This is a genomic window from Agrobacterium tumefaciens (genome assembly GCA_025559845.1).
Taxonomy (GTDB): domain Bacteria; phylum Pseudomonadota; class Alphaproteobacteria; order Rhizobiales; family Rhizobiaceae; genus Agrobacterium.
This window is the reverse complement of the sequence record CP048471.1, coordinates 270,209-295,633: the sequence shown is the minus strand read 5'-3', so window position 1 is coordinate 295,633 and position 25,425 is coordinate 270,209. Positions and strand designations below refer to the sequence as shown.

The window sequence follows — 25,425 nt, the reverse complement described above, 5'->3', positions numbered from 1 at the left end:
TACACATGCCCGGCACGCGTCTGCGCGAATGGACAGCCTGACTAACCTTTCACGCCCTTAATCTGGCAATGCCCGAATGCGTCGACAGGCGGCACCCGCTTGATTGGATGCTTCGACGAGCTTGCCTCGTATTGCTCAAAGGAGGGTAACGTGTCGCCCGCATCAAGCACCACCAACACGCAAGTGTCACTAGGGGCGAGGTTGTTCGCCCTTCTCATCGCTCTCGTCCTGCTCGCCCTGGGAGCGTATTTCCTTTACGGCGGCTACCAACTCATGGTGCTGGGTGGGTCATTATATTATCTCGTGGCCGGCATTGCGCTGATCATGACGGCATATCTCCTTGCACGTGCGGATGTCCGTGCGGGCTACCTATACGCAGCTTTCTTCGCCGCGACATTGGTCTGGGCGCTGTGGGAAAGCGGCCTGCAATTCTGGCCGCTTGCGGCGAGGCTTGGTATGTTCGCGGTCATTGGGCTCCTGATCGGTCTTTGCGTCCCAAGTCTGCGCGGTGCTTCTGGAAACATACGCATCCGGCCGATATCTTACGGTATTTCGGCTGTGCTGGCTGTAGGAGTCATTGCGGCATTCATCAGTGCTTTCAGTCCGATCTGGCTGGTGAAGCCAAAATCGACTCCTACTCTTGCGGCAGACTACAAGCCTGAGAACGAGCCTGATCAGTGGGTCGGCTTCGGTCGTACGCCATCGGGCGAGCAGTTTGCGCCCTATAGCCAGATCAACCGGGAAAACGTCAAGAACCTCGAAGTCGCCTGGACATTTCATACCGGCGACATCACAGGAAACGGAAGCGAGAACCAGAATACGCCGCTGCAGATCGGCAATATTCTCTACCCGTGCACACCGACCAACCAGGTGTTCGCCGTGCGCGGCGATACCGGTGAACGGCTCTGGCATTTCGATCCGGGTGTGAAGCCGGATGCCACCGCGCACTGGATGCGCTGCCGGTCATTGGCCTATTACGACGTTCCGGGCCTTGCCGAGGGTGCACCTGGCAAGAAGCGTCTTTACGTGACGACCGGCGACATGCGCCTGATCGCCCTTGACGCTGCCACCGGCAAGCCGGTCGAATCCTTCGGGGACAAGGGCACCGTATTCCTCGCCACTGGCATGGGCGCCGTTATCCCGGGCTTCTATAATCCAACATCCGGTCCGCTTCTCGCTGGCGAAAACCTGATCATCGGCGGCTGGGTCATGGACAACCAGTCGGCTGACGAGCCATCCGGTGTCGTGCGCGCCTTTAACGCAACCACTGGCATTTTTGCCTGGGCGTGGGATGTGGGCCGTCCGGGTCAGCCCAATCCACCGGCGGAAGGCCAGAGCTATACCCGCAGCACGCCGAATATGTGGGCGACGCCTAGCTATGATCCGCAGCTGAACATGGTCTACCTGCCGACCGGCAATGGAACGCCGGATCTGTACGGTGGGCAACGTTCTCCGGAAACGGATCGCGTCGGCTCGTCGGTTGTCGCCGTCGATGCGACGACGGGTCAGGAACGTTGGACCTTCCAGCTTGTCCATCACGACGTCTGGGATCTTGACCTGCCGTCAAAGCCGGTCCTCTACGAGATGCCTGATGGCAAGGGTGGACGCATTCCGGCGCTTGTGCAGGCCGGCAAGAACGGCGAGATCTACGTTCTCGATCGCCGCACCGGCAAGCCCATCACGGCCGTCGAGGAGCGTCCTGTCCCCACCAACGGCGTTCCTGGTGAAAGGCTCTCTTCCACCCAGCCTTATTCCGTCGGCATGCCCTCGTTCCGCGATGACGTCCTGACCGAGCAGACGATGTGGGGCATCACCCCGATCGACCAGCTGAATTGCCGCATCCAGTTCAAGGGCCTCTACTACGTCGGCGATTACACGCCGCCACAAATGCAGTGGTACCTCCAGAACCCGTCATGGTACGGGACGACCAACTGGGGTGGCCAGGCCATCGACAAGAGCCGTGACATCATGATCGTGAACGACATGCGTGTGGCGATGAAGGGTCGTCTGCTGAGCCGCGAGGACGAAATTGCCCGCACGAAGGCCTCGGGCAAGGCGTCGCACAGCACTGGCGGTGTGGTTCCGATGAAAGAAACGCCCTACGGTGCCGAGCGCGGAATGGTTCAGTCATTCCTTGGTGTACCATGCACAACGCCGCCGTTCGGTACGATGGCTGCGGTCGACATGAAGACCCAGAAGATCCTGTGGCATCGCTCGATGGGAACACCAGAGCAATTCGGCCCTCTAGGCATGAAGACGCATCTGCCGATCGAACTTGGTATGCCGACACTTGGCGGCGCAACACCGACAGCCTCGGGCCTCGTGTTCTTTTCGGCGACCTCGGATTACTATCTGCGGGCCGTTGATGTCGCGACCGGTGAAGTTGTCTGGAAGAGCCCGCTTCCTGTGGGCGCAGGCTCAACGCCGCTAGTGTTTATGTCGCCCGAAGATGGTCGGCAGTACGTGGTCGTTACCGCAAACGGCGCGCGGGCTGCCCCGGACTTCGGCGATTACATTATCGCCTACGCACTTCCAAAAAAGCAGTGATATGAATTGGCCGCGGATGTTCACGAACACCTGCGGCCCTTCTAAACGAAGAAAAGCAGATTTATGTCGCAAGTGACCCGCATCATCCACCGTCGCGCCAATCTGGGTCAGGAGGCCGAATATGAGCGTCTTGTACGAGAAATGCTGACGGCTTGCTCAAGATCACCCGGTTATCGGTTCTCGACAGTCATTCCGCCAAGAATAGACGGCGAGGAATTTCATATCGTCCAGTGCTTCACGACGCAGAAGGCTCTTGATATCTGGCGCATCTCGAAGATTGCGACCGAGTGGCATGCACGCTTGCGGTATGTCTCGGACCATGAGCCCGAGTACCGGGTCTTCAATACGACCGACTTGTGGTTCTCGGCTACGGGTCTGGAAGGTCAGAAACAACCGGTACGCTGGCGGATGGCTGTGGTGACCTGGATGGGAATATTTCCACTGGCGTCCTTGGCCGTGGCCTTCCTGTTTCCCCTTCTGACGGCCCTGCCATTCATTCTCAGAATGATGATCCTGACCGTGTTGATCGTCTTTGCCATGTACTGGATCGTCATGCCGCGCTTGTTGCGATGGCTGGCCTGGTGGCTGAAGCGGTAAAAGAACGGGTATGGACGCCTGTCTACTCGCCAAGGTTTCCGTGGCGGCCCTCGTCTGCGAGGATCTCAACGACATGTCTTACGCGCGGGAGAAGCTGCTTTGTCGATGGCCAGATGGCGGAGATCTCGATTCTTGCTCCGGTGAACGCCTCTAGAACCGAAACAAGCGTTCCGGCTGCGATATGATTGGCAACGAGCGAACTCGGCATTTGCGCTAGTCCAAGGCTTGCCACTGCAGCATCGACAATCGCAGCCCCGTCACCGATCTCGTGAGTTGGAGGCGGTGTGACACGATAGATCAAGCCGTCGGCCGCCTTGACCCGCCATGTGTTTGGGATATCCCGGCGGAAACCAACGATGCAGTCATGCTCCTGCAAGTCCTCGATCGTGACAGGCTCACCGCGTGCTTTGAGATAATCCGGTGAAGCAACGATCAGGGCTCGTTGTTCGGTAAGCTTGCGGGTAATCAGCCCGGTGGTGCTTTTGGTCTCGCCAAACCGGATAGCAAGATCCACACCCTCCTCGACCGGATCGATGATCCTGTCGGTCAGCGACAGGGACAGGGAAAGGCCGGGATGTTGCTTCGTGATCTTCGCAAGCAAGGGCAGCAGAATCTGCCGGCCCCAGGCAGCAGGTGCATCAATCCGCAATCGACCGGCGAGCTGCTGGCTTTTTGCGGCGAGCGCATTTTCTACCGAACCGATCTCTTCCAATGCATGGCGACAGCTGGCCAGATAGGCCTCTCCATCGGGCGTCAAAGTCAGCTTGCGGGTGCTGCGATGCAGGAGCTTTACACCGAGCCTCTCTTCCAGCCGGGCAACGCTTTTGCCAACGGCGGACTTCGTCACGCCCAGCTTGTCTGCGGCTGCGGTGAAACTCAGCAGGGTTCCCGCTTCGACAAAGCTGATGATGCCGTTGAGTTGCTCAAGCTGAGCCATTGTAGCAAATTCCTCTACTCATCGTAGATTTCGAGCTGTTTATCGTCTTCCAGATTTACATTACCACAGGTTCATCGGCAAGGGTTCACGACGAGCGCGAACTCGTCGTCCAAAATGCAGGGTTTGTGAAATGGCTCAAAAGTTTCTGTCCGCAATAAGCGCCTTGTCAGGTCTGCTCTTATCCGCGAGCATTGCATTCGCGGCACCCGCGATTGAAGTGCTTGGCAAGGACTACGTCTTTCCCAACAAGATTGAAGGCCTGCCGACGAAGCTCTCCGACTTCACCGGGCTACAGATCAACAGCTTTGAGACCAGCGATGGTGTCAAGCTTTCCTACTGGGAGGCGGGCAGTGGCCGGCCGCTGATCTTCGTTCCCGGCTGGTCGGCCAACGGCGCTGAATACGTCAATGTCATGTATCTGCTTGCACAAAAATATCATGTCTATGTGATCGATCCGCGCAATCAGGGCCTCTCCGAGAATGTCGAATACGGTACGCGGATCGCCCGCTTTGGCGCGGATCTGAACGAGTTCATCGTTCATCTCGGCGTCGAGAAAGTCGACCTTTGCGGCTGGTCGATGGGGGCGTCCATCATCTGGAGCTACATCGATCTGTTCGGCACGGACAATATCAACAAGGCGGCGTTCATTGACGAGCCGATCTCAATCTACACCCACGCCGACTGGTCGGAGCAAGAACGGCTTGATGCCGGCGGCATGACCACATCGCCTGAGCGCATGATTGCAGCCTTTGGCGGTGCGCCGACAAACGATCAGGTCGTCGATATGAACGCCATGCGCCGCTACATGGAAAGCGGTTCGCCCGCCTTCCAGAATTCGGAAGCGTTTGCTCGCGAGGTCATCAAGAGCGATCCCAAATTCATGAGCCTCGTCCTGTTCGATCATGCCGTGAATGATTGGCGTGACGTGGTCAGCCACAAGATCAATGTGCCGACCGCCATCTTTACAGGCGAGAACAGCAACAACGTCCCAAGCCAACGCTGGATGCAGTCGGTCATTCCGGGCGCCGAGCTACATGTCTACACGGCGGCGGAACAGGGCGACCATTTTCTCGCATTCAAAAATCCCAAGAAATTCACGGACGATCTCACGTCGTTCCTGGAGCGATAACCGAGATTCCTCGATCAACCTAAAGGCGGGATATGACCGCCAATCTCAAAGGAGACTATCATGCCTGTCGTACGCGTAAGCTGGTTCAGCGGTAAGGATGCCAAGGCGAAGAAGGCAGTTGCCGCCGAAATCACCGAGAGCATCGTCAAGAACACCGGGACAGACCCGAATTACATCTACGTCATCTTCGAAGACGTTGCGCCGTCCGATTGGGCTGGTGCTGGCAAGATTTTCGGTGAGGAAGCCGAATCCTCTTGAGTTTCTAAAGATCACATTGGGGGGCAGCGCACCGCAGCCTTCCAATGCGATCCAGGCGACGCTCACCGATAGATACGAGAATGCAAATGAAGCTCTATGTTTACGACCACTGCCCCTTTTGCGTGAAAGCGAGATCGATCTTTGGCCTGAAGACGCTGCCTTTCGAACTGGTGGTGATGTTGAACGACGATGCCGCCACTCCAGAGCGAATGGTTGGGCGGAAAGTTGCGCCTGTCCTGGAAAATGAAGGCCAATTCCTCGCCGAAAGCATGGATATCGTCGCTAACATTGATGCGGTCCATGGACAGAGAATTTTGATGGGGCCGGCAAATCCGATCGTGACGGATTGGATCAAGGAAAGCTCGTCAAACCTCTATGCGTTGGCCATGCCTCGCTGGGCCAGGGCGCAGTTACCGGAATTCGAGACTGCCGAGGCTCGGGCGTTTTTCACGCATAAGAAGGAAGCCATAATTGGCCCCTTTTCCGATCGGCTTGCCAAAACCGAAAACCTGATCACCACAGCAAATCTCAACCTGACGCGTCTTGATCCACTCGTACAATCTGCTGATGCAGTCAACGGCGAGTTGTCGACAGACGATATCCACCTCTTCGCGCACCTTCGTGCGCTCTCGATTGTCCGAGGCATTACCTATCCCCACGCCGTCGAGGCATATCGGAAGCGCATGTCCGCGAAGATGAATGTTCCGCTTCACGACGACATCGCGTCGTAGGATTCCTGAAAAGATGAGGCAACCGTTGCCGCGCTTCCAAGCGGCGCACTCGTGGGTCAATGCCCCTGGCGGCCTCAATCCGATCCAATCAATGGAAATGTATTATGACCTATATCACCAACGTTTTTCACATGACAGTCGAGCCCCGGAACCTGGCGGAATTCAAGGAGCTGATCGAGCCGATCATTGCGGCCTCGAGCAAAGAGCCGGGTACGCTGATCTATGAATATTCCCTGGGTGGAGACGGGCGAACTGTCCATATCGTCGAGCGATATATGACGGATGCGGTTCTATCCCACGTGGAGAACACCTTTGGTCCCTATGCTGAGCGTTTTCTCAAGCTGGCGAGCATCGACAAGCTGTATGTATACGGAGAACCGCCTGCTGATCTACGTGCAAAGCTCGAAACGTTTGGCGCGATTTTTATGACTCCGATATCCGGATTTTCGCGCCCGGTTGAGGCGGCCTAGTCGGTTCATCACTGCCGTTTTCGTTCGACCTGGGGCCTGACCCGCTGGCTATTGGCTTTTCCGCATCAGCAAATAGCCACGATGCTCTTGGTGCCGCGATCTTTACGTTACCGAATGAATGTGCCTCATTCGGTGTTGAATCCATGGTGGCAATGAGCTTCGTACCATGCCAGTCTTTGCGCTTGCGCTCACCGTGGCGTTCCAACAGTACGAGCAGTCGTTGCCGGTGAGTTCGGCGCTGGTAAAAGGGGGTGCCGTGGTTGGAGAAAGCGATATTATGCAAATGAAAGCAGCAGTCATCCATGCGCCCGGCGGTCCGGAAGCGCTCGTCATTGAGGCGCGCGAAATTCCTGTACCGCAGTCCGGCAGGGTAAGGATCAAGGTCAAGGCGTTCGGTCTCAACCGCTCAGAACTGTTTACGCGCCAAGGTCACTCGCCGGAAGTCAGGTTTCCACGCATCCTTGGAATAGAGGCGGTTGGTACGGTGGATAGCGCTCCGTCGGGCGAGTTCGTATCCGGCGACATCGTCGCGACCGTCATGGGCGGGATGGGCCGGGCCTTCGACGGCAGCTATGCCGAGTACGTCTGCGTTCCCGCCAAGCAGGTGAAACGTCTCAAGGCCACACTGCCTTGGGAGACATTGGGCGCTCTTCCCGAGATGCTACAAACTGCGTGGGGATCCTTGTTCTCCGCTTTGAAGCTTCAGGCGGGCCAGCGCTTGCTTGTCCGTGGCGGGACGACATCCGTCGGCATGGCGGCGATCGGTCTGGCCAGACGTGCAGGAGCCCACGTCAGCGCGACCACGCGCAGCGAGGATCGGGCGGGCCTGTTATGGGAAACCGGGGCGCAACGGGTAATTGTTGATGATGGCAATATTCATGCTGGAGCCCATAGGTTCGACAAGGTGCTCGAGTTGGTTGGCACAACGACGCTGGAGGATTCGCTGAAGGCCACTGATCGCAACGGCATCGTCTGCATGTCAGGTATGGTCGGAAACCGGTGGGTGCTGAATGATTTCGCACCCATGGATTCAATCCCGAACAGAGTGGCACTGACAATCTACAGCGGTGAGCCCGAGGATTTCATGGAGATGCCGTTCCAGGAATTGGTCAACGATGTGGCGTCGGGTCAGATTGCAGTCAAGATCGGCAAGGTCTTCAAGCTCGATCAGATCGCTGAAGCCCACGCCTGCATGGAAGCGAATGCTGCCGATGGCAAGATCGTAATTGTCACGGAATAGGTATGGATCTTTTCAACGAAACCCGTCACCTGCCGCTCGACGGCGCTCAGGTCGTCTATCATCCAGCCCCTGATCTCGGCATGTCGGCCGACGAACTCTTCAATCTGCTTCGTCGCGATATCGTCTGGGAGCAGCACTCGATTAAGATCGAGGACCGCGTCATTCCACAACCACGTCTGAGCAGTTGGTATGGTGACGTCGTGCACACCTATTCCACACTGGCGCATGTTCTGACCCCGCACGCCTTCACGCCGCTGCTTGAGATGGTGCGAGAACGTGTCGAAACGATCTGCGCCTCAAAGTTCAACTCGATGCTGGCAAACCTCTACAGGAGCGGCGACGATGCGATTGGTTGGCATTCTGACAACGAACCTGAACTCGGCCCTGAGCCGCTTATCGCATCGATCAGTCTTGGCGCCGAACGCCGCTTTGACCTCAGGCGTCGCGATGACCACTCGAAAACTGTTCGCCTGGTGCTGGAGCACGGCAGCCTTCTTGTGATGTCTGGCGAAACCCAACGCAACTGGCAGCACGGTGTGGCTCGCACCAAACAGGTGACACGGGAGAGGATCAACCTTACCTTCCGTTTGACAGCAGCAAGCCGACATTGGTTTGCGTTTGCCAAGTCGAGCCGATAACTAAGCGTCGTTGATCGCCTGTCGGGCTTCATCAAGTTTCGGCGACTACGCTCAGAGGCTTTTGCGCATCGTCTGGCTTCAATCACGCTGCAGTCGCCTTACGCACCGCGGGAAGCACTTCGGATCCCAGATGGTCGATCGCTTTGGCCACCTTGTTGAACGGAAGGCCACCGATATCGATCTGCGCCATGAACCTGTCGTGACGGAACAACTCATACTCGTAGAGTATCTTGTCGATGATCTGCTGCGGGCTCCCGACGAACAGCGCACCCCTTGGACCGGCGAGGCGCTCGTAGTCCTGGCGCGAGACCTTCCAGCCATCGTCGCCGTTCGGCAGGTTATGACCGATATATCGCGAATAGTGAGGATAGAATTCGTCGAGCGCAGACTGGCTGTCTTGCTGAATATGGAGGTGGCTGGATATTCCCACCTTGCAGTCTGCCAGATCGTGTCCCGCTTCGCGAAAGCTTCTGCGATAGAGATCGACGAACGGCCGGAAGGTCGCTGGTTCTCCGCCGATGTTGGCAAGATTGAGCGGAACGCCGGCGCGACCGGCACGAATTGCACTTTGCGGCGTTCCGCCAGCGCCAACCCAGATCGGCGGCTTTGCAGCATAGGGTCGGGGCGCGATCTCGGCTCTGTCGAGTGCGGGGCGAAATCGTCCTCGCCAGGTAATCTCATCGCCCGCGGCGATCTTGAGGAGCAGCTCCAGCTTCTCCTCATAGAGCGCATCGTAATCTGAGAGATCATACCCGAACAGCGGGAAGGATTCGATGAAGGCTCCTCGTCCGACGGTCAGCTCACCGCGCCCGGACGACAGAAGGTCGATCGTCGCGAGTTCCTCGTAAATCCTGACCGGATCGGACGAGGAGAGGATGGTCACTGCCGTGGTGATGCGGATATCGCGGGTGACTGCCGCTATGGCCCCCATCACGGCGACAGGTACGGAGATCGTATAGTCCGGCCGGTGATGTTCTCCGACACCGAAGACATTGAGGCCTGCCTGGTCGGCAAGCTTCGCTGCCTCGACGATCTCCAGCAGCCGGCGCTTCGATGCTTCCGGTCCGCGAGTGCCAATCGGCAGGTCGCCGAATGTGTAAAGACCGATCTCCATGCTCGAGGTTCCTATTTGCTGATGACTTCAGCCAGGAAACGACCCGCCTGGGCTGCACCTTCGGCAGAAATCGTGTGAGGCAGTCCAGGCAGGATCACCGTGGTCACCGTCATGCCGAGGGCTTGGAGCGTAGCCGCGGCCTTTGTGGTTTCCGCAACCGGGATCACCGGATCAGCACTCCCGTGCACCAGCAGGATCGGCGTCTGTAAAGCCGGTTCAAGTGGAACCGGAGAGGCTAGGCGTCCGGAAAAACCGATAACCGCGCCGACGGGCCAGCGCCCGGAAGCTACCGCATCAAGCGCCATGATCGTGCCCTGGGAGAAGCCGACGAAGGCGACCCGGTCGAGCCGTTCGGCAAACCCGTTCTCTTCAACAATGGCAGAGATCACCTGATCGAAGGAAGGCCGCGCCTGCTCGATGCGGCCACTGCGGTTTTCCTCGGTTACGCCGGCAACGCTGAACCACTGATAGCCTGATCCGAAACTCGACGGGCTCGGCCCATTCGGAGAGACGAAAACAGCGCCCGGCAGATCGTCCTTCCAGGAGTTTGCAAGCGGTGCAAGGTCGTCGCCGCTCGAGCCGACGCCGTGAAGCATGATGACGAGATTTTCAGACACTGGTTGAATCCTTATGCATGCTCAAAAGGCAGTTGCGGGCCGACCGGGACGATGCCGTTCGGGTTGAGTGCCTTGATCGAGTAATAGCCGCGTTTGATGTGGTCGATGTTGACCGTGCCGCGAATGCCGGGGATCGCAAGGATGTTTTCCACATAGCTGCTGAGGCGGGAATAATCGGCAAGCCGGCGCAAATTGCACTTGAACAGGCCGTTATAGGCGGCATCGAAGCGGATCAGCGTGACGAACAACCGCACATCAGCTTCCGTCAGGCGATCGCCGAACAGATAAGGACCCTGGCTCTCCAGGCGAGTTTCGAGTTCGTCGAGCATGCCGAATACATCGGCGAATGCTTCTTCATAGGCGTTCTGCGTGATCGCGAAGCCAGCCCGGTAAACGCCGTTATTGAGTTTTGGATAGATCCGCTCATTCAAGGCGTCGATTTCGACGCGCAGGTGTTCCGGGTAAAGGTCGATGGTGTTATCCGCAAATACGCCGAAGCCGGAATTGAGCATTCGCAGAATGTCGGCGGACTCGTTATTGACGATGGTGCGGCGCTCCTTGTCCCAAAGGACCGGTACTGTCGCCCGACCGGTATAGACTGCATCGGCACTCGTGTAGATCTGGTGGAGATAATCGGCACCATTGAGCGTATCGCGATCGGATCCCGGATATTCGCCAAAGTGCCAGCCCTGGTCGGATAGCGCCGGCTCGACGACCGAGACCGATATGACCTCTTCGAGCTTCTTTAGAGCGCGGCCGATGAGAGTGCGGGATGCCCAGGGGCAGATCAGCGCGACATAGAGGTGATAGCGGTCGGCTTCAGCCTTGAACCCGCCTTCACCAGTCGTCCCGGCGCTTCCGTCCGGCGTAATCCAGTTGCGAAAACCGGAGACCTGACGGACGAAACCGCCTTTGGCATCGCTCGCCTGAACCGGGTGCCAGTCGGCAGTCCATTTACCTTCTACAAGCATTGCTTACTCCTGGATATTCTGGGGTGCCGGTGCAATGATGCTGATCTCGGTACCCCAAGGATCGTTCAATGTCAGACCCATTTGCTTCTCGGCTGTTGAAATTTTGGCTTCTGTCGATTTGGCGCTGACGGATAACCGAAAATCCTCGCTTGCGACGATCTCAATATTTGCGAGACCTGTGCTTGGATAGCTGCGTGCGCCGGTGCCGCGGCTATTCCATATATTCGTTGCGAGGTGATGATGGTAACCATCGGCACCATAGAATGTCCCACCGGGATATCGTGATGTGACTGCAAAGCCGAGCACGTTGCTATAGAAAGTCTCCGCAGCGGGAATCGCACCGACCTGCAGATGCACGTGGCCGACCGTTGATCCCTCGGGAAAACCATTCCAGTCTTCGCCACCGCTTGTAGCGACGACGGCATCGATATCGAGTTCGTCGCTTGGCATATGCAAAAGACCATCTTTCCATTGCCATGAGAGGACTGGTCGGTCCGAGTAGATCTCGACGCCGTTGCCTTCCGGATCGGACAGGTAGAGGGCTTCGCTCACGCCGTGATCTGAAGCGCCCACCACTGGCGGCCGGGTTTTCATCGCGTGCTTGATCCAGCGGCCGAGATCGGCGCGGGAGGGAAGCAGGAAGGCCGTGTGAAACAATCCGGCCTCGCGCGGCGAGCGGCGGCGCGCTGTCGTATCACGCCGCAGTTCGAGTAGCGTCTTTCCATCGACGCCAAGTTCCGCGGTCGATGCATCATTGTTAAGCAGGTGGAGGCCGACGGCCTCCTGGTAGAAGCCGCTCACACGGTCAAGGTCATTGACCGACAAGCTCACTTTGCCGATGCCAGTCTTCAAACTATGTGCCGTGCTCATGGTTGCTTCCGTTCGAATGGCGTAAAGGTTACTTGCGAACTGGGGTCGGGCACAGTGCCTTTGCGCCATCACCGATCAGTGCCAGGACAATCAGGCCGACGATCCAGAAAACTGGGAATTCCCAGCCGCCAGTCGGGTTATCGAAAAAGAAACCGGCCTTGCCGTGAACGGTGAAAATCGCACCGAGCAGCACCGGAATGACGGCGATGGCTGCGAGACGCGGCCAGATGCCCAAGATCAGCGCGGCAGCGCCCGCCAGTTCCCAAAGGATCGTGACGTATGCGAGCCAGCCCGGAAGGCCAAGCGAGGCAAAGAAGCCAGCGGTTCCATTCGGCGTGAAGACAAAGATCTTGAGCCCGGCATGGGCAAGGAAAAGCAGGCCAAGGGCGACGCGCAGGAGTAGCGCTGCGTAGGGGGCAGTACGAGTGTCGATCATGATTTAAACTCTCATTGGGTTAATCTCTGACCGGAATATGTCTCAATTCCCTATCGATGATTATCCCATCAAGAGGAGGCTAATTGATTCCAAATTGGAATCAATCAACTCCAGGCATCATCCCACGAAGGCTTCCCGCGATAGGCATCGGCCAGGAAATCAACCAGCACTCTGACCTTGAGCGCCAAGTGCCGGCTTGGCGGAAACACTACATAAAGGCCCAGGGGCTCATCCTCATATCGGCCGAGAACGGGTTTGATCGATCCTGCCCGTAGTCTGGCTCCAGCGACAAAACTCGGAACACGAGCAATCCCCAGCCCAGCGTCGGCGGCTGCGACACATGCTTCGGCATTGGAAAAATGCAGGCGCCCGCGGACGTCGGTGCCGACGGGTTGCCGCTTGTTATCTATCCTGAATCGCCATGATAGCGGGTCTCGAAAATTCGTGTCTATGATGCAGTCGTGGTCGACAAGCTCACCGGGGAGGGTCGGTATGCCCCTGGCATCCAGATACGACGGAGACGCCACGAGGACAATTCTTGCGGCACAGAGCTTCCGTGCGATCAGGCTGCTATCGGTTGGCTGGCCGATCCTGACTGCTGCATCGAATCCTTCGTCGACAAGATTGACGACTCGATCGGAAAAACTGATGTCCAGTTGAATATCCGGGTAGACTGCGGCAAACGAAATGAGCACTGGCGTCAATTGGGTCGTGCCAAATGTGATGGGTGCCGTGATCCGCAGTCTGCCTGAAGGCGCGCCAGACGCATTACGCACAGACGCATCGAGAGAATCGAAATCATCTATAAGGGCCTTTATCCGTTCGTAATAAGCCCTACCGACCTCCGACAGCGACAATGCCCTGGTCGTACGCATGAGGAGCTGTACACCTAGCTCTTTCTCGAGCCGTGATACGAGTTTCGACGCTTGCCCGGTGCTCGTTCCCAAACGGGCAGCTGCGGCTGCGAAGCTGCCCGTATCTATAACCGCTACAAACATGCGGTCGCATTCAAGTCGGTCCAAGGCACTCATCCTTTACATGAATCGGGCGGCCCCTGCGTCGTCAACAGTCGCCAACATCAGCACAGAAATTCGCGACGGCGAAATCTAGGAAGCTTCTCAGTTTTGGCGTCAGTCGTCGATCCGGCGCGTAGAGGATGTGCAAGGGCCGGGTCGGCACCACGTAGTCCGGAAGGAGCTCGACCAACTGACCATCGGCGAGATAGTCGCGCACAAGTTCTAACGGCTGCAACATAATCCCCAAGCCTTCCAAAGCCGCGCAAAGCAAGGGCTCGCCATGATCTGCCACAAGCCGACTTGTGACGGGGATGACCTGCCGGCCGTCCGGGCCATCAAAGGTCCAGTGGGTGCGCAGTGCCGTATGGGAGAATCCAAGGCATTCGTGCCGTGTCAAGTCTTGCGGCGACGTCAGTGGCGGTGCTTTCGCCAGATATCTGGGCGATGCGCAAAGAGCCAGTTGATATGGTGAAAGCCGTCTAGCGATTAACCCGCTGTCCAAGAGCTCTCCAACCCTAAACACTGCGTCATAGCCTTCGTCGATCAGGTCCACCGCGCGGTTGGCCAGTGTCAGTTCAACAGACACTTCCGGGTACAGCTTCAGGAATTGGGGGAGGAGTGGGGAAAGGCTACGCATGCCGAAGCTCACAGGGGCATTTATGCGCAGGCGTCCTGCCGGCACTGCGCGCGTTTCTGCCGCCATGCTCTCGGCTGTCTCGACCTCGGCCAGAATGATTTTTGCGCGCTCGTAGAAGATCCGTCCGAAATCGGTCAGACTCTGTCTACGCGTCGAGCGATGGAGAAGCTGGACACCCAGGTGCTGCTCAAGCTTCTGGACATGTTTGCCGACAAGCTGAGATGACATCTGCAATGCTTCGGCCGCGGCGCTGAATGAGCCGCAGTCCACGGCTCTGACAAACACTTCCATCCCAGTCAGACGATCCATTCAAAACATTCCGTTTCAAGTGATGCGATGATCGTGCGATTTATCTTATTTTGTTTCAGAGGCAAAGTGTCTTTAGTCGAAAAGAGAGGATATGGAAATGAAAGTCGCAGTCATTGGAACAGGGAACATGGGCTCTGGATTTGCCCGGGCATTTGCTGCTCGAGGCGTTGATGTCGTCATGGGTCACCGGGATCCGGCCAAGGCCGCATCACTTGCCGCCGAAATCGGCTCGCATGTTGAAGGCGGGGGTATCGCCGCTGCTATAAAGCTTGCGGATGTTGTTTTGTTGGCGCTGCCGTACCAGGCCGTCGCTCCAGTTCTGGCAGAAGCCGGGGACCTGAAGGGCAAAATCCTGATCGACATCACCAACCCGATCACTGCCGACTACAAGGAATTGCTCCTGGGTCACACGACGTCCGCTTCCGAGGAAATTCAGAAGCTCGCAGGTGGTGCCCATGTCGTGAAAGCATTTAACACGATATTTGCGGGCCTGATTTCGCCGGAGGCCCGGACGGGCAAGACGCTGCAAGTGTTTGTGGCTGGCGATGATGAGGACGCAACGGCGAAGGTGCGCAAATTGGCTGAGACGTTGTCGTTCGAGCCTATCAATGCCGGCCCGTTGAGCAACAGCCGCTTTCTAGAACCGATAGGAGAGATGAACATCCACTTCGGCTTTTTCCTCGGTATGGGCCCGACGGTAGCGCCTGCCTGGGTTCGCGTTTGACAGAAGATGCCTGATGGAAAGCAATTTTGCGGTCCATCAGGCTTGCAGCCTAAGCAAATTATCGTGGAACTGCGCTTAACTTACGTTTTGGCTGCGATACGCAACTGGAGGAACACAATGAATTTCGTACGTACAGTGCCACTCGCCATCGGAATGCTTTTTGCGGCCGAAGGCCACTCAGCAGGAACTTCTGCATCACCCGCCGTTGGCGACTTCACTCTTTCGGGTGTTTCGCTCGAACAGTCGAGCTACAAGGGTGAACCAGCCTTCAGGATGGCGATGCCATCTGAGGCTATCCAAGACCCGCAGAAGGAAAAGCTTTCGGACCGGGACTTCATGGCATGGCTGCCTCTAGATTTTGGTGATGGCGTCATCGAGATCGAAGTGGCAAGTGAACTGGTTGAGAATGCTCCAGCATACGCACGTGGCTTTGTCGGCCTTACTTTCCGTATCGACAAGGACGGCCGCTTTGAAAGCATCTACCTGCGCCCGACGAACAGTACCGCGGGCGATCAGGTGCGGCGCAACCACAGTGTGCAGTATGTAGCATACCCAGACTATCGTTTCGACAGGCTGAGGCAGGAATCTCCTGAAAAATACGAGAGCTACGCGGAGCTTGACCTAGGACGATGGATCCACATGAAGATCCTCGTATCCGGAGAAAGGGCAGAACTCTATCTCGACGGTAATGAACGACCTGCTTTGATTGTCAGCGATCTAAAACTGGGAGCTGGTCAACGAGGCGGCGTGGGCGTCTGGCTGGAATCCGGGACGCTGGCCTATTTCCGAAACCTGAAGGTAACCCCTGCTCCTTGAAAAAAATTGGACAGGCCAAGGGCCCGTCATGTTACGGCAATGCGGAAAGCTCAGCCTACACCTGATGATCTCTATCAGGTGTAGGCCTATGAAATTCGCAAGCAACATTGTCCGCCTTTTTCTACAATATCTCTATCCGGCCATCGTTCTTGCCATCCTGGTGGCTGGGCCTTTAAGTATTTTACTGCTCAGGTGACGTGTTCTCAAGGGCAAATGAGGACTTGGCCGCCACGAACAAGGCGGTAATGACTGATCTTAGCGCAAAGCCGCTCACGCCAAACAGCGAAAATCGGACGGGCTAAGATCCTTGCCGATCAGGTTAGAAATCTGCCGGGATTAAGACCAGCGCCGCACTAATGACCTGAAGAAGCGACATCAGCGCCGCCAATGCTCTCGCCAAAAAGGCAGCGCCAATGCGTTTCAGCGGGAAGCTCGATCCGCCGATGATGCCCTCCATCGACGCAATAAGCCGGTTACCCTTGACTGTCGCCTTCGTCACGGATGCAACATTTGCAGGATCTGGTCCAGATCGCCGATTTGAATGTGTCCGGAACATAGACGATGGGGGAGGGCAAGGCATCGCGGATTCGCTGCAAGATCTGGACGGCGTCAAACTCTCGCTGGCTTAAGGGACTTTAGAGCCGCGTAGCTTCATCAGCCAGCGGTCCGAGAACGATACGGGGGCGATGCAGGACAAAGCGGATGACCTGGCGGCCGCGGCAAGGCTCCTACGTCCGCCGAACCACCGGCAGAGAATTTCATGCATAGGATAGAATAGGATCGTATCGATCGTGGCCACAGCATGGCGCCGTGATAGGGCATGATCAAAAAGACGAACGCCGTAGTCACCAGAACGATCACGGCCACGAAGGTTACTTTTCAAACGACGCCTTTCCCACATTTGCCGCCTTTTTGTCGGTCCCGGCGGGTCAGGATGTTGCAGAGCCCGGCTGCTGTTCGATGTAGCTGCCCTGCGTGCCGGAGTGCGGTGTTTGATCACCATGATCGTCGGGCGCTTTCGGCATGAAGCGGGCCAGGCGCCGCGTGATGCTGTCGATATAGGAAAGGATCATCGGCACTACGAACAGGGTCAGGACGGTGGAACTGATCAGCCCACCGATCACGGCATGGGCCATGGGAGCGCGCTGCGCACCGCCGCCAGCCACCGCCATCCCGAGCGGGATCATGCCGAAGATCATAGCTAGAGTTGTCATGACGATCGGGCGGAAGCGGATGGCGACAGCGCTGATCAGGGCGTCGTTGAGAGAAAGACCGCGCCGGCGCTCCTGATTGGCGAAGTCGACCAGCAGGATGCCGTTCTTGGTGACGAGGCCCATCAGCATGATGAAGCCGATCAGCGAGAACATGTTGATTGTGCTTCCGGCGATCAGGAGTCCGAGAAGCACGCCGACGAGCGAGAGGGGCAGGGCTGCCATGATGGCAAGCGGTTGCAGGAAACTACTGAACTGCGAGGCCAATACCAGATAGATGAAGATCACCGCCATCGCGAGTGCCGTCACCATATGCCCCATTGTTTCCTGCATGTTCTCCGATTCCCCGCCAAAGCGGATGAGGTAGCCTTCGGGCAAATCTCGGTTGGCGATCAGCGTCTGCAATTCGCTGGTCACGTCGCCGAGCGTGCGGCCCGATACATCGGCGGACACCAGCACCTCCCGGCGATTGTCGAGGCGGCGGATTTCGGAAGCCGCCGGGACGGCCTTGATATCGGCGACCTGATCGACCTGGACCAGGATCGGCGCTCCATTTTCATCCGTTCGCCCGGTCGTCAGCATAAGCTCGCCGATCATCGCCGCATCGGCGCGTTGCTCGCTCGGCAGGCGCACGACAATCTCGTAGGTCTCGCCCGTGGTATCCGTCCAGTTTGAAACCTCCTCGCCGCCGATAAGCGGCGAGAGTGAGGCGGCAAGATCGGATCTGGTCATGCCGAGATCGCTCGCCGCCTCGCGCTTCAGGCGCACCGAAAGGATGAAGGTCACTTCCCTCGCGCTCGAATTCACGTCGACCATGCCCGGTATCCTGCGCATGTCGTCGGCAAGATCTGAGGCGATTTTCTCGATGACCGCGCGGTCGTCTCCAAGCACGCTTAACTGGATGGGGCTGTCCCCGCCGCCGAACCCTTCCTGCACGATGGCGATCTCGATGCCCGGAATGACGGACAGCCGCTCGCGGATCGGATTTGCCAGCATGAGTGGGGTTCGTTTACGCTGCTCGAGAGGAACGAGGCGCACCAGCACGGCGGCGCGATGCTTGCCGACCGTCCCGCCCGTGTTGATCGTCGAATAGATCGTCTCGACCTCGGGGAACTCCCTGAGCGCGTTCTCGACCTGGCGCACTTTCGTCGCGGTGTAGTCGAGGGAGGAGCCGACCGGCGCGGTGACGTTGATCTGGAACCGGCCCTCGTCGGCGCCGGGCACGAACTCCGCGCCGACCAGCGGCACCATGAACAGGCTGCCAATAAAGATGCCGACGGTTGCAAGAAGCGTCACGAGACGGTGGCGCAAAGTCCAGCCGATCACATGCCGATACTGACCGGCCAGCCATTCGAAGCCGTGATCGAAGCGCGCGACCAAACGGCCGACGGGTCCGCGCTTCGCGTCCGGCTGCGCATCGGGATCGTACCAGACGCTGGACAGCATCGGATCAAGCGTGAAGGCAACGAAGAGCGAGATGAGCACGGCGGCGGAGACCGTCACGCCGAATTCGTAGAAAAAGCGCCCCACGATACCGTCCATGAAGGCGACCGGCAGGAACACCGCGACGATCGTCAGGGTCGTGGCGATCACCGCAAGCCCGATCTCGTTGGTGCCGTCCAGCGCCGCGCGAATGTGTGACTTGCCCATGTGAAGATGCCGCGTGATGTTCTCGCGCACGACGATGGCATCATCCACGAGGATACCGATCGAGAGCGTCAACGCCAGCAGGCTCAGCGTGTTGAGTGTGAAGCCGAGGAAGCTGATGACCGCCAGCGTTCCGAGCATGGCGATCGGCAGTGTCAGGCCGGTGATGACGGTGCTGCGCCAGGAGTTAAGGAACAGGAAAACGATCGCAACGGCGAGTGCTGTGCCCTCGATTAGCGTCGCCTGAACCTGGGAAACGGACTCCTGAATGGCCGTCGAGGCATCGGTAACAACGCGCAACTGTACGTTCTGCGACGCGAGTTCCGCGTTGAGGTGGTCGAGACGCGCGTTGACGTCTGCCACCACCTGCACCGTATTGGCGTCCTGGACCTTCACGATATCGATGGCGAGCGCCGTTTCGCCATTATAGAGCGCCCGGCTCTCGGCGTCGGCCGCACCATCCGAGACGGTCGCGACGTCACGCAGGTAGACCGGGCCCCCGCCGTGACGGGCGACGACCATGTCGAGCAGGTCTCGCGGCTGCTCGATCCGACCTTGAATTTGAATAGTCCGTTCGGAGAAGGTGCTGATAACGCTGCCAGCCGGACTGTTCTTGTTGCCCGATTTAAGTGCATTGATCACATCGTTAATGCCAACGCTCAGCGCGCGCATCCGCGTATCGTCGATGGCGACGTCGATCTGGCGCTTCTGGCCGCCTACCAGCGTCGCCTGACCGACGCCAGAGATGGTGGTCAACTGTCGGACAACGCGCTGATCAGCGATCGTCGTCAGGGCAGGGACGTCCAGCGACGTCGAACTGATGGCGATGGACAGGATCGGCTGATCGGACGGATTGAACCGCGAGACGATTGGCTTGTCGACATCTTCCGGGAATCCGGCTTCAAGGGCCGCCACTTTGTCTCGCACATCCTGCGCGGCCACCGCGCCCTGAACCTCGAGCTTAAAACTTGCCGTGACGACAGAGCGTCCCTCGTAGGAGGTCGAGGTAATCTCGTCGAGGCCGCTGATGGCATTCAACGCGTCCTCAATGGGACGGGTGACTTCCGTCTCGACAGTTTCCGGTGTCGCGCCGGGATAGGTCGTCATCACCACGACGATCGGAACGTCGACATTGGGATACTGGTCGAGCCCCAGCCGCTGAAACGAGAAGACGCCCATCACCAGCAGGGCTACCATCATCATGGTGGTGAAGACGGGATGGATGACGGAGATGCGGGTCAGGAACATGTCAGCCGGCCTTGTTGACGGTCACGGCGACATCCGGCTTCAGCTCTGGCAGCAGCGCGGTCACGATCGTGTCGCCATCGACCAGGCCGTCGGCAATCTCGATCAGGCTACCGCCGTTCCAGGCCTGTCCAACCGTAACCCGTTGGCGTCGAAGATGGCCGCTGTGCAGCTTCAGAACATAGTCGCCGGTCTCGTCCTTGCGCAGGGATATCGCCGGGACGACAAGGGCGCCGGCCTTTTCCCGAACGAGGATCGAGCCCGTCGCGAACATCCCGCCCCAGAGCCGTCCGTCGCGATTGGAAAGGCGCAGATAGACAGGGACGAACCGAGTCCCATTGTCCGCGACCGGATTGATGCGGGCGACCTCGCCGAGGATCGTTTGTCCTTCCATCCCGTCGATCTGAAGTTCGGCTGTCTGCCCTGCAGCCACGCGTGCGACATCGCGGGTTGAGACAACGACCTTCGCCTCGAGAGTGCTGGTATCGACGATAGTCAGCAGTTCGGCATCCGCGCTGACCCGCGAACCCGCCTCGACCGCGCGGCTCGCAACAATGCCGTCGAAGGTGGCGGTAACGTCCGCATCGCGCAGCGCGACGCGGGCGATATCGACCTGCGCCGAAAGGCTCTGCACCTTAGATGTGTTCGCGGCGACGTCCCTTCTGGCTTTTTCCAGTTGCTCTTTCGACGTGACGTTCTTTGCATCCAGCTGTTCGATCCGGCTCAGTGCCTGCACGGCAAGTGTCAGTTCGGCCTCGGCAGCGTCGCGGTCGCTTTCACGTTGCAACAGCGTCGATTGAAGATCATCCGTCTCGAAGCGAAGAACGACATCGCCAGCCCTGACGCGCTCGCCTTCGCGAACGGCTAGTCCGAGGACCTTGCCGGCGCTTCTTGCCCGCATCACTACCCGGCTGATCGGCTGAAGCTCACCACTGACGCGCAGACGCTCTGCCATCGAAACCGGCTCGACACTCGTCACTTCAGTTTGTGCCAGCTCAAGCGGTCCGCTTGCCTGTGATGCGGATACGGACGCGACGATATCCTTGACCCGTTCATTGGCATCGACCGTGCCACGAGTGGGATCGAGATACATGAAAACAAGAGTGCAGCCGCCCAGGACCATTCCTGCCTTGGCAATTCTCGCAAACCATTTGAAGGCCATGATGCGCACCCTTCCTCATCGAGTTCAACACGGCCGCGTTGATGCAGCCTCGTCGCACATCTCGGCGACCGGTTGTTCTCATGGTTAGGGCCCGACAATTGCAGCAGCATTACCGGCTCAAGTTGGGTTTACGTAATTCTTCCGCAACGTTCACAATAGAAAAGGAGACGTGGAAAAGGTGGTGAGCAGGATGAGACTTCTACTGGTCGAGGACGAAAAGGAACTGGCTGATGCCTTGATGGCAGCGCTCAGCAAGCAAGGCATTGTCATCGATCATGCGATGCTGCTCGCAGACGCAGGTGAACTCACACGACAGAACACGTATGATGTGATCCTCCTTGATCGTCGTTTGCCGGATGGGGAGGGCCTCACGTTTATTCCAAAGCTCCGGCGGGCAGCCGTGTTGACCCCCGTGATCGTCCTCACCGCGCGAAATGATCCGAAAGAGCGGATCGAGGGTCTCGACGGGGGAGCGGATGACTATCTCGGCAAACCCTTTCTCGTCGACGAACTGATGGCGCGTGTACGCGCCGTGCTTCGCCGTCCAGCTTCTGTCGTAGAAGCGAAGATCGTCGTCGGCCGCATGGCGATCGATCCGCTTAATCTCACGGTGACCATGGACAAAAGTCCGTTTGATCTTCCGCGCCGCGAACTGCTGGTGCTGATTGCGCTTGCCAAACGTCAGGGCAAAACCGTGCTGCGATCCGTTCTGGAAGCGGCCGTCTACAATTACGAGGAAGAGATCCAGTCAAACGCACTCGATGCGCACATCTCGCGGCTGCGTAAGCGCCTGGCGGATTGCTCTGCTGGCGTGTCCGTCCATAATATTCGTGGCGTCGGTTATTTGCTGAAGGATGAGGTTTGATGCAGACGACCCGCCCAAGCGCCTCACTCTGGTGGAAGTTGAGCTGGCAACTAAGCCTCGTTTTTGTCGCCGTGGTGGCCGCCGTTATTGTAGGATTGTGCGTTTACGGCGCAATGATCCTCTCGCCCAATGTCGGGCTGAAGGACAGGCTGACTCATGCGCTTGAGGGTTCGCTAACACGCGATCAACAGGGACGACTCGTCATCAAAGAGAGCGCCCAACTTCGATCGTTCAAAACAGAGAACGACCGCCTATGGTTCGTTGCCGCGACTCAGGACGGCCAACTGGTGAGTTTCGGCACCACTCCCGACTATTATCAGGGTCTAGCGCCATACGTTCGCTTGATCAGAGATGGCGACGTTCGAGGCGCGAGCGGAACGCAGGAAAAAGCCTCGATCGACGCCATCGAAACCCCTCTCGGTGAAATCAGGGTCATGTACGGCGGCAATACCAGCACGACTGACAATATTTTGACGATGCTGACCAGTCTTGCGCCAATCTACGTCCCGCTGTTGGCGATCGCGCTGCCAGCGTTGTTTCTGACCATCCCGCGCATCGTCGGCCGGGGGCTCGCAGGCTTGAAAGACGTCGCTAAAATGGCGCCGGAAATCGATCCCCGTCGCCCGGGGACGCGGCTTCCGATCAGCAAGGTGCCAAAAGAGGTGGCACCACTGATCGTTGCCTTCAACAGCATGCTGGAACGACTCGAAGAGCAGTTCCTTGCCAGGCAGCGATTTCTGATCGACGCGGCGCATGAACTCAGGACGCCGATCGCCATCATGCAGACCCGCATCGAAGGCATGGATGAGGGCAGGGAGCGCCGGCGTCTTCTCGACGATGTCGCGCGGCTTGCCGACACGGCCGAGCAGCTTCTGGCTTTCGAGCGCAACGATCAGACCGATGACCTGCAGGAAACTATGGATCTCGTCGACATCGCGAGGACGGTGGTGGCGGATCTCGCCCCGGTTGCTATCGCGGCAGGCTATGACATCTCGTTCGAGAGCGAGATTGAGACCCTGAAGCGGAAGGGCAGCCCATCAGCGCTCACGCGAGCGATCACCAACCTCGTTCGCAACGCGATCGATCACGGAGGTAATACCGGCGCAATCGTCGTCGCCGTCTCTTCTGATGCGGTGATTTCTGTTTCTGATCAGGGACCGGGCATCCCGGCAGATCAGCAGGAACTGATTTTCGAGCCATTCTACCGGGTAACGCCTCGTAGCAAGGGGGCTGGTCTTGGTCTGGCGCTTGTCAGGCAGATCGTTTCACGCCATGGCGGAAAAGTGACGATCGACAGTTCTTCTGCTGGGACGACGTTTGCGATCCGCTTCTAGCACATCAATCGGCTAAACGCCGCAGACGATTGGCTAGTATCGAAGTGTTACCGTCTCAATTCCTGTAATGTTGCCGCAATTCTTGTCGCGCATCCTCCGCCCATTGCGATCAGCAAGGGGACAGCATTGTGAACAACAGACACGGTCCGGAAGCGACGATTTCCGGAGCAGACAAAATGAGCAGGCATCGCTTCCGGCTAGTGTGGCTTGTCCTGCCAACGGCCGCTCTTCTCGCCGGCTGCACGTCCGTTCCTCTAAAGGAGGGCGGGACGTTGACGTCTTACAGTCAGCTCAGCCCGCCGAAAGGCAAGTTTACCAAATCCCGCACCTTTGTTGATGCACAGGGCTTAGCTGGCGTGAGAACAGTCTCGATCGTACCGACGACTTTCTCTTTTGATGCCGCCTCGCGAATTAAGTCACCGCAAGACAGGGCACTGGTCTCCAACGCGCTTGACCGTGCCGTTTGCGTTTCGCTCAGCGATAAGTACCAGATCGTCCTCACGGGTCAGCCTGCCGATCTGACCGTTCGAACCGTCGTGACCGATATTGTCGCGACCAACAAGACCATGGCCGGTGTTTCGACCGCGGTTTCGCTTGGCAGCAGCCTCGCCCTGCCGGTCGGGATTCCGCGACTGCCTGTCGGGCTCGGTGGCCTTGCGGTCGAGGCCGAGGCTATAGACATCAGCGGCACCCAACGGGCAGCTGTCGTCTGGTCGAAGGGCGCCAACTCGATCACTAACAATGCCCGCGTGTCAGAGGTCGGGGACGCTTACAGTCTCGCCGCAAATTTTGGAAAATATCTCTCGCGCATGCTCGTTAGCGGAAAAGAGCCGAAGGGCCTCGACCTCTCGTTGCCCTCTGCGCAACGGATGAATTCGGCACTTGGCGGCAAGCCCAAATACGCAGCCTGTGACGCGTTCGGTCGGTCGCCGGGTCTCGCCGGGATCGTCGCCGACAAGGTCGGCGCACCGCCCGAGTGGACCGACAAGAAGCCGAAGACCCCGACACAACAGGCATCGACGTATTAAAATCGGCCGGCTTTCCCGGGCGGTAGGACGGACGGAGCAAAGGCCACACCCCAGACCTTCCGTCCGTCTTAAAATCCTGGCCGCATTACCACCTTGTAATGTTGCCGCAATTCTTCCTCGCCAGAGTAGCGACAACTCGAAAGCAGGGCAGGCTCTCTAAAAGGGGAAACAACATCACGGCCACCCTCCGGCACGGCAAGCGAGTGCTCCAGGATGGCTAGTAAATAGAGTGCGCCCTGATGGCGGGCCATTTGGACGCCCTGCGTCAACTCGGGAACGCGGATCGCTTCTGATAGCACCAGCCTCTCCATCGCGATGACATCGGGTCTAAGCACGATCTCCAAAATGCGGATACATCCGTCGTAGAGCAGTTCGTCCAGGGGGCGTTTGTCGTTTTTGCTGAATTTCAGGCGACCCAGCGTATTGTCTGAATAAGTTAAAACAACTTGCCGGAGAAGATCTGCCTTGGAGGGAAAACAGCTGTAGAGGCTTCGTTTTGCCACGCCGGAGTCGAAGAGGGCGAGACTTCGGATCGGCGTCCATGCCCTGACGTCAGGCAACTGCCTCGACCGCCTGCTGAATCAGTTCCACGGCAAGCATCCGAACGATCGCCTGCATGTCACCGAAGGAGCAGCGCGCGAGGCGCAGTTCGTGGTGGGGGAAGGAAGCTCGATGTCGCCTTCACGGCTTGCACCCACGAAATTCCGACCTCTATTCCCACGCTATCTGGCGCGACCGTCTGATGGTGGCATTACCTGCCCGGTATCCATTGGCAGTCCGGCAGGAAGTCGAATGGCGGCAGCCTTCGACAGAGACTTTCCTTGTCCGTCACGGTGGCACCGGCCCGCAGGTTCATGACCTGATCGTGGCCCGCTC

Annotated in this window: 25 protein-coding genes; 13 read left to right on the top strand and 12 right to left on the bottom strand. The window is 58.1% G+C overall.

Annotated elements, in window-relative coordinates; all coding sequences use genetic code 11:
- The first annotated feature begins 150 nt into the window (after positions 1-150).
- Complete coding sequence (locus FY156_28735) at positions 151-2,547, top strand: membrane-bound PQQ-dependent dehydrogenase, glucose/quinate/shikimate family (GenBank protein ID UXS05520.1); 2,397 nt, start codon at positions 151-153, stop codon at positions 2,545-2,547.
- A 63-nt stretch (positions 2,548-2,610) separates the two neighbouring features.
- Positions 2,611-3,144, top strand: a complete 534-nt coding sequence (locus FY156_28730) for an antibiotic biosynthesis monooxygenase (GenBank protein UXS05519.1) — start codon at positions 2,611-2,613, stop codon at positions 3,142-3,144.
- A 22-nt stretch (positions 3,145-3,166) separates the two neighbouring features.
- On the opposite strand, the gene FY156_28725 is transcribed toward FY156_28730, so the two are convergent.
- Positions 3,167-4,081: a LysR family transcriptional regulator gene (locus FY156_28725; protein UXS05518.1), complete on the bottom strand. Its 915-nt coding sequence runs from the start codon at positions 4,079-4,081 to the stop codon at positions 3,167-3,169.
- A 130-nt stretch (positions 4,082-4,211) separates the two neighbouring features.
- Between FY156_28725 and FY156_28720 the strand changes: the two genes are divergently transcribed.
- The 6 genes from FY156_28720 (at position 4,212) to FY156_28695 (ending at position 8,547) form a co-directional block, all read left to right on the top strand.
- Positions 4,212-5,210 carry an alpha/beta hydrolase gene (locus FY156_28720; protein ID UXS05517.1) on the top strand — a complete coding sequence of 333 codons (999 nt, stop codon included), beginning with the start codon at positions 4,212-4,214 and terminating at the stop codon, positions 5,208-5,210.
- Positions 5,211-5,270: 60 nt separating this feature from the next.
- Positions 5,271-5,468 (top strand): tautomerase, encoded by a 198-nt coding sequence (locus FY156_28715; GenBank protein UXS05516.1) that lies wholly within the window; start codon positions 5,271-5,273, stop codon positions 5,466-5,468.
- Between the two features lie 86 nt (positions 5,469-5,554).
- Positions 5,555-6,199 (top strand): glutaredoxin 2, encoded by a 645-nt coding sequence (grxB, locus tag FY156_28710; protein UXS05515.1) that lies wholly within the window; start codon positions 5,555-5,557, stop codon positions 6,197-6,199.
- A 104-nt stretch (positions 6,200-6,303) separates the two neighbouring features.
- Positions 6,304-6,669, top strand: coding sequence for a hypothetical protein (locus FY156_28705; protein ID UXS05514.1), 366 nt, complete (start codon positions 6,304-6,306; stop codon positions 6,667-6,669).
- 283 nt (positions 6,670-6,952) lie between these two features.
- Positions 6,953-7,909: a zinc-binding dehydrogenase gene (locus FY156_28700; GenBank protein ID UXS05624.1), complete on the top strand. Its 957-nt coding sequence runs from the start codon at positions 6,953-6,955 to the stop codon at positions 7,907-7,909.
- 80 nt (positions 7,910-7,989) lie between these two features.
- The gene (locus tag FY156_28695; GenBank protein ID UXS05623.1) at positions 7,990-8,547 is read left to right on the top strand and encodes an alpha-ketoglutarate-dependent dioxygenase AlkB; all 558 of its coding nucleotides are present in this window, start codon (positions 7,990-7,992) and stop codon (positions 8,545-8,547) included.
- Positions 8,548-8,629: 82 nt separating this feature from the next.
- Here the strand turns inward: FY156_28695 and FY156_28690 are convergent, their stop codons facing one another.
- The 7 genes from FY156_28690 to FY156_28660 form a co-directional block, all read right to left on the bottom strand.
- Positions 8,630-9,661, bottom strand: coding sequence for an LLM class flavin-dependent oxidoreductase (locus FY156_28690; protein UXS05513.1), 1,032 nt, complete (start codon positions 9,659-9,661; stop codon positions 8,630-8,632).
- Between the two features lie 11 nt (positions 9,662-9,672).
- Positions 9,673-10,257 carry a prolyl oligopeptidase family serine peptidase gene (locus FY156_28685; GenBank protein ID UXS05622.1) on the bottom strand — a complete coding sequence of 195 codons (585 nt, stop codon included), beginning with the start codon at positions 10,255-10,257 and terminating at the stop codon, positions 9,673-9,675.
- A 32-nt stretch (positions 10,258-10,289) separates the two neighbouring features.
- On the bottom strand, positions 10,290-11,249 hold the full coding sequence (locus FY156_28680; GenBank protein UXS05512.1) for a glutathione S-transferase family protein: 960 nt from the start codon (positions 11,247-11,249) through the stop codon (positions 10,290-10,292).
- 3 nt (positions 11,250-11,252) lie between these two features.
- A complete protein-coding gene (locus FY156_28675; protein UXS05511.1) occupies positions 11,253-12,119 on the bottom strand; it encodes a VOC family protein in 867 nt (288 codons plus the stop codon).
- A 28-nt stretch (positions 12,120-12,147) separates the two neighbouring features.
- On the bottom strand, positions 12,148-12,555 hold the full coding sequence (locus FY156_28670) for a DoxX family protein (protein ID UXS05510.1): 408 nt from the start codon (positions 12,553-12,555) through the stop codon (positions 12,148-12,150).
- A 104-nt stretch (positions 12,556-12,659) separates the two neighbouring features.
- On the bottom strand, positions 12,660-13,577 hold the full coding sequence (locus tag FY156_28665; protein ID UXS05509.1) for a LysR family transcriptional regulator: 918 nt from the start codon (positions 13,575-13,577) through the stop codon (positions 12,660-12,662).
- Positions 13,578-13,617: 40 nt separating this feature from the next.
- Positions 13,618-14,517 (bottom strand): LysR family transcriptional regulator, encoded by a 900-nt coding sequence (locus FY156_28660; GenBank protein ID UXS05508.1) that lies wholly within the window; start codon positions 14,515-14,517, stop codon positions 13,618-13,620.
- Positions 14,518-14,614: 97 nt separating this feature from the next.
- Between FY156_28660 and FY156_28655 the strand changes: the two genes are divergently transcribed.
- Together FY156_28655 and FY156_28650 are read left to right on the top strand one after the other, a co-directional pair.
- Positions 14,615-15,241, top strand: a complete 627-nt coding sequence (locus FY156_28655) for an NADPH-dependent F420 reductase (protein ID UXS05507.1) — start codon at positions 14,615-14,617, stop codon at positions 15,239-15,241.
- A gap of 153 nt (positions 15,242-15,394) precedes the next feature.
- Positions 15,395-16,057 (top strand): hypothetical protein, encoded by a 663-nt coding sequence (locus FY156_28650; protein ID UXS05621.1) that lies wholly within the window; start codon positions 15,395-15,397, stop codon positions 16,055-16,057.
- A gap of 319 nt (positions 16,058-16,376) precedes the next feature.
- On the opposite strand, the gene FY156_28645 is transcribed toward FY156_28650, so the two are convergent.
- The 3 genes from FY156_28645 to FY156_28635 form a co-directional block, all read right to left on the bottom strand.
- Positions 16,377-16,556 (bottom strand): hypothetical protein, encoded by a 180-nt coding sequence (locus FY156_28645; GenBank protein UXS05506.1) that lies wholly within the window; start codon positions 16,554-16,556, stop codon positions 16,377-16,379.
- Positions 16,557-16,986: 430 nt separating this feature from the next.
- A complete protein-coding gene (locus FY156_28640; protein UXS05505.1) occupies positions 16,987-20,163 on the bottom strand; it encodes an efflux RND transporter permease subunit in 3,177 nt (1,058 codons plus the stop codon).
- A gap of 1 nt (position 20,164) precedes the next feature.
- On the bottom strand, positions 20,165-21,322 hold the full coding sequence (locus FY156_28635) for an efflux RND transporter periplasmic adaptor subunit (GenBank protein UXS05504.1): 1,158 nt from the start codon (positions 21,320-21,322) through the stop codon (positions 20,165-20,167).
- A 190-nt stretch (positions 21,323-21,512) separates the two neighbouring features.
- On the opposite strand from FY156_28635, the gene FY156_28630 reads away from it, so the two are divergent.
- The 3 genes from FY156_28630 to FY156_28620 all read left to right on the top strand — a co-directional run bounded on the left by FY156_28630 (position 21,513) and on the right by FY156_28620 (position 24,549).
- The gene (locus FY156_28630; GenBank protein ID UXS05620.1) at positions 21,513-22,187 is read left to right on the top strand and encodes a response regulator transcription factor; all 675 of its coding nucleotides are present in this window, start codon (positions 21,513-21,515) and stop codon (positions 22,185-22,187) included.
- Positions 22,184-23,521: a HAMP domain-containing histidine kinase gene (locus tag FY156_28625; GenBank protein ID UXS05503.1), complete on the top strand. Its 1,338-nt coding sequence runs from the start codon at positions 22,184-22,186 to the stop codon at positions 23,519-23,521. Before FY156_28630 ends, FY156_28625 begins: the two co-directional genes overlap by 4 nt.
- Before the next feature lie 176 nt (positions 23,522-23,697).
- Entirely contained in the window at positions 23,698-24,549 is an 852-nt protein-coding gene (locus FY156_28620) for a DUF3313 domain-containing protein (GenBank protein ID UXS05502.1), read from the top strand.
- Positions 24,550-24,617: 68 nt separating this feature from the next.
- Here FY156_28620 and FY156_28615 read toward each other — a convergent pair whose 3' ends face one another.
- A complete protein-coding gene (locus FY156_28615) occupies positions 24,618-25,109 on the bottom strand; it encodes a hypothetical protein (GenBank protein UXS05501.1) in 492 nt (163 codons plus the stop codon).
- Between the last annotated feature and the right edge of the window lie 316 nt (positions 25,110-25,425).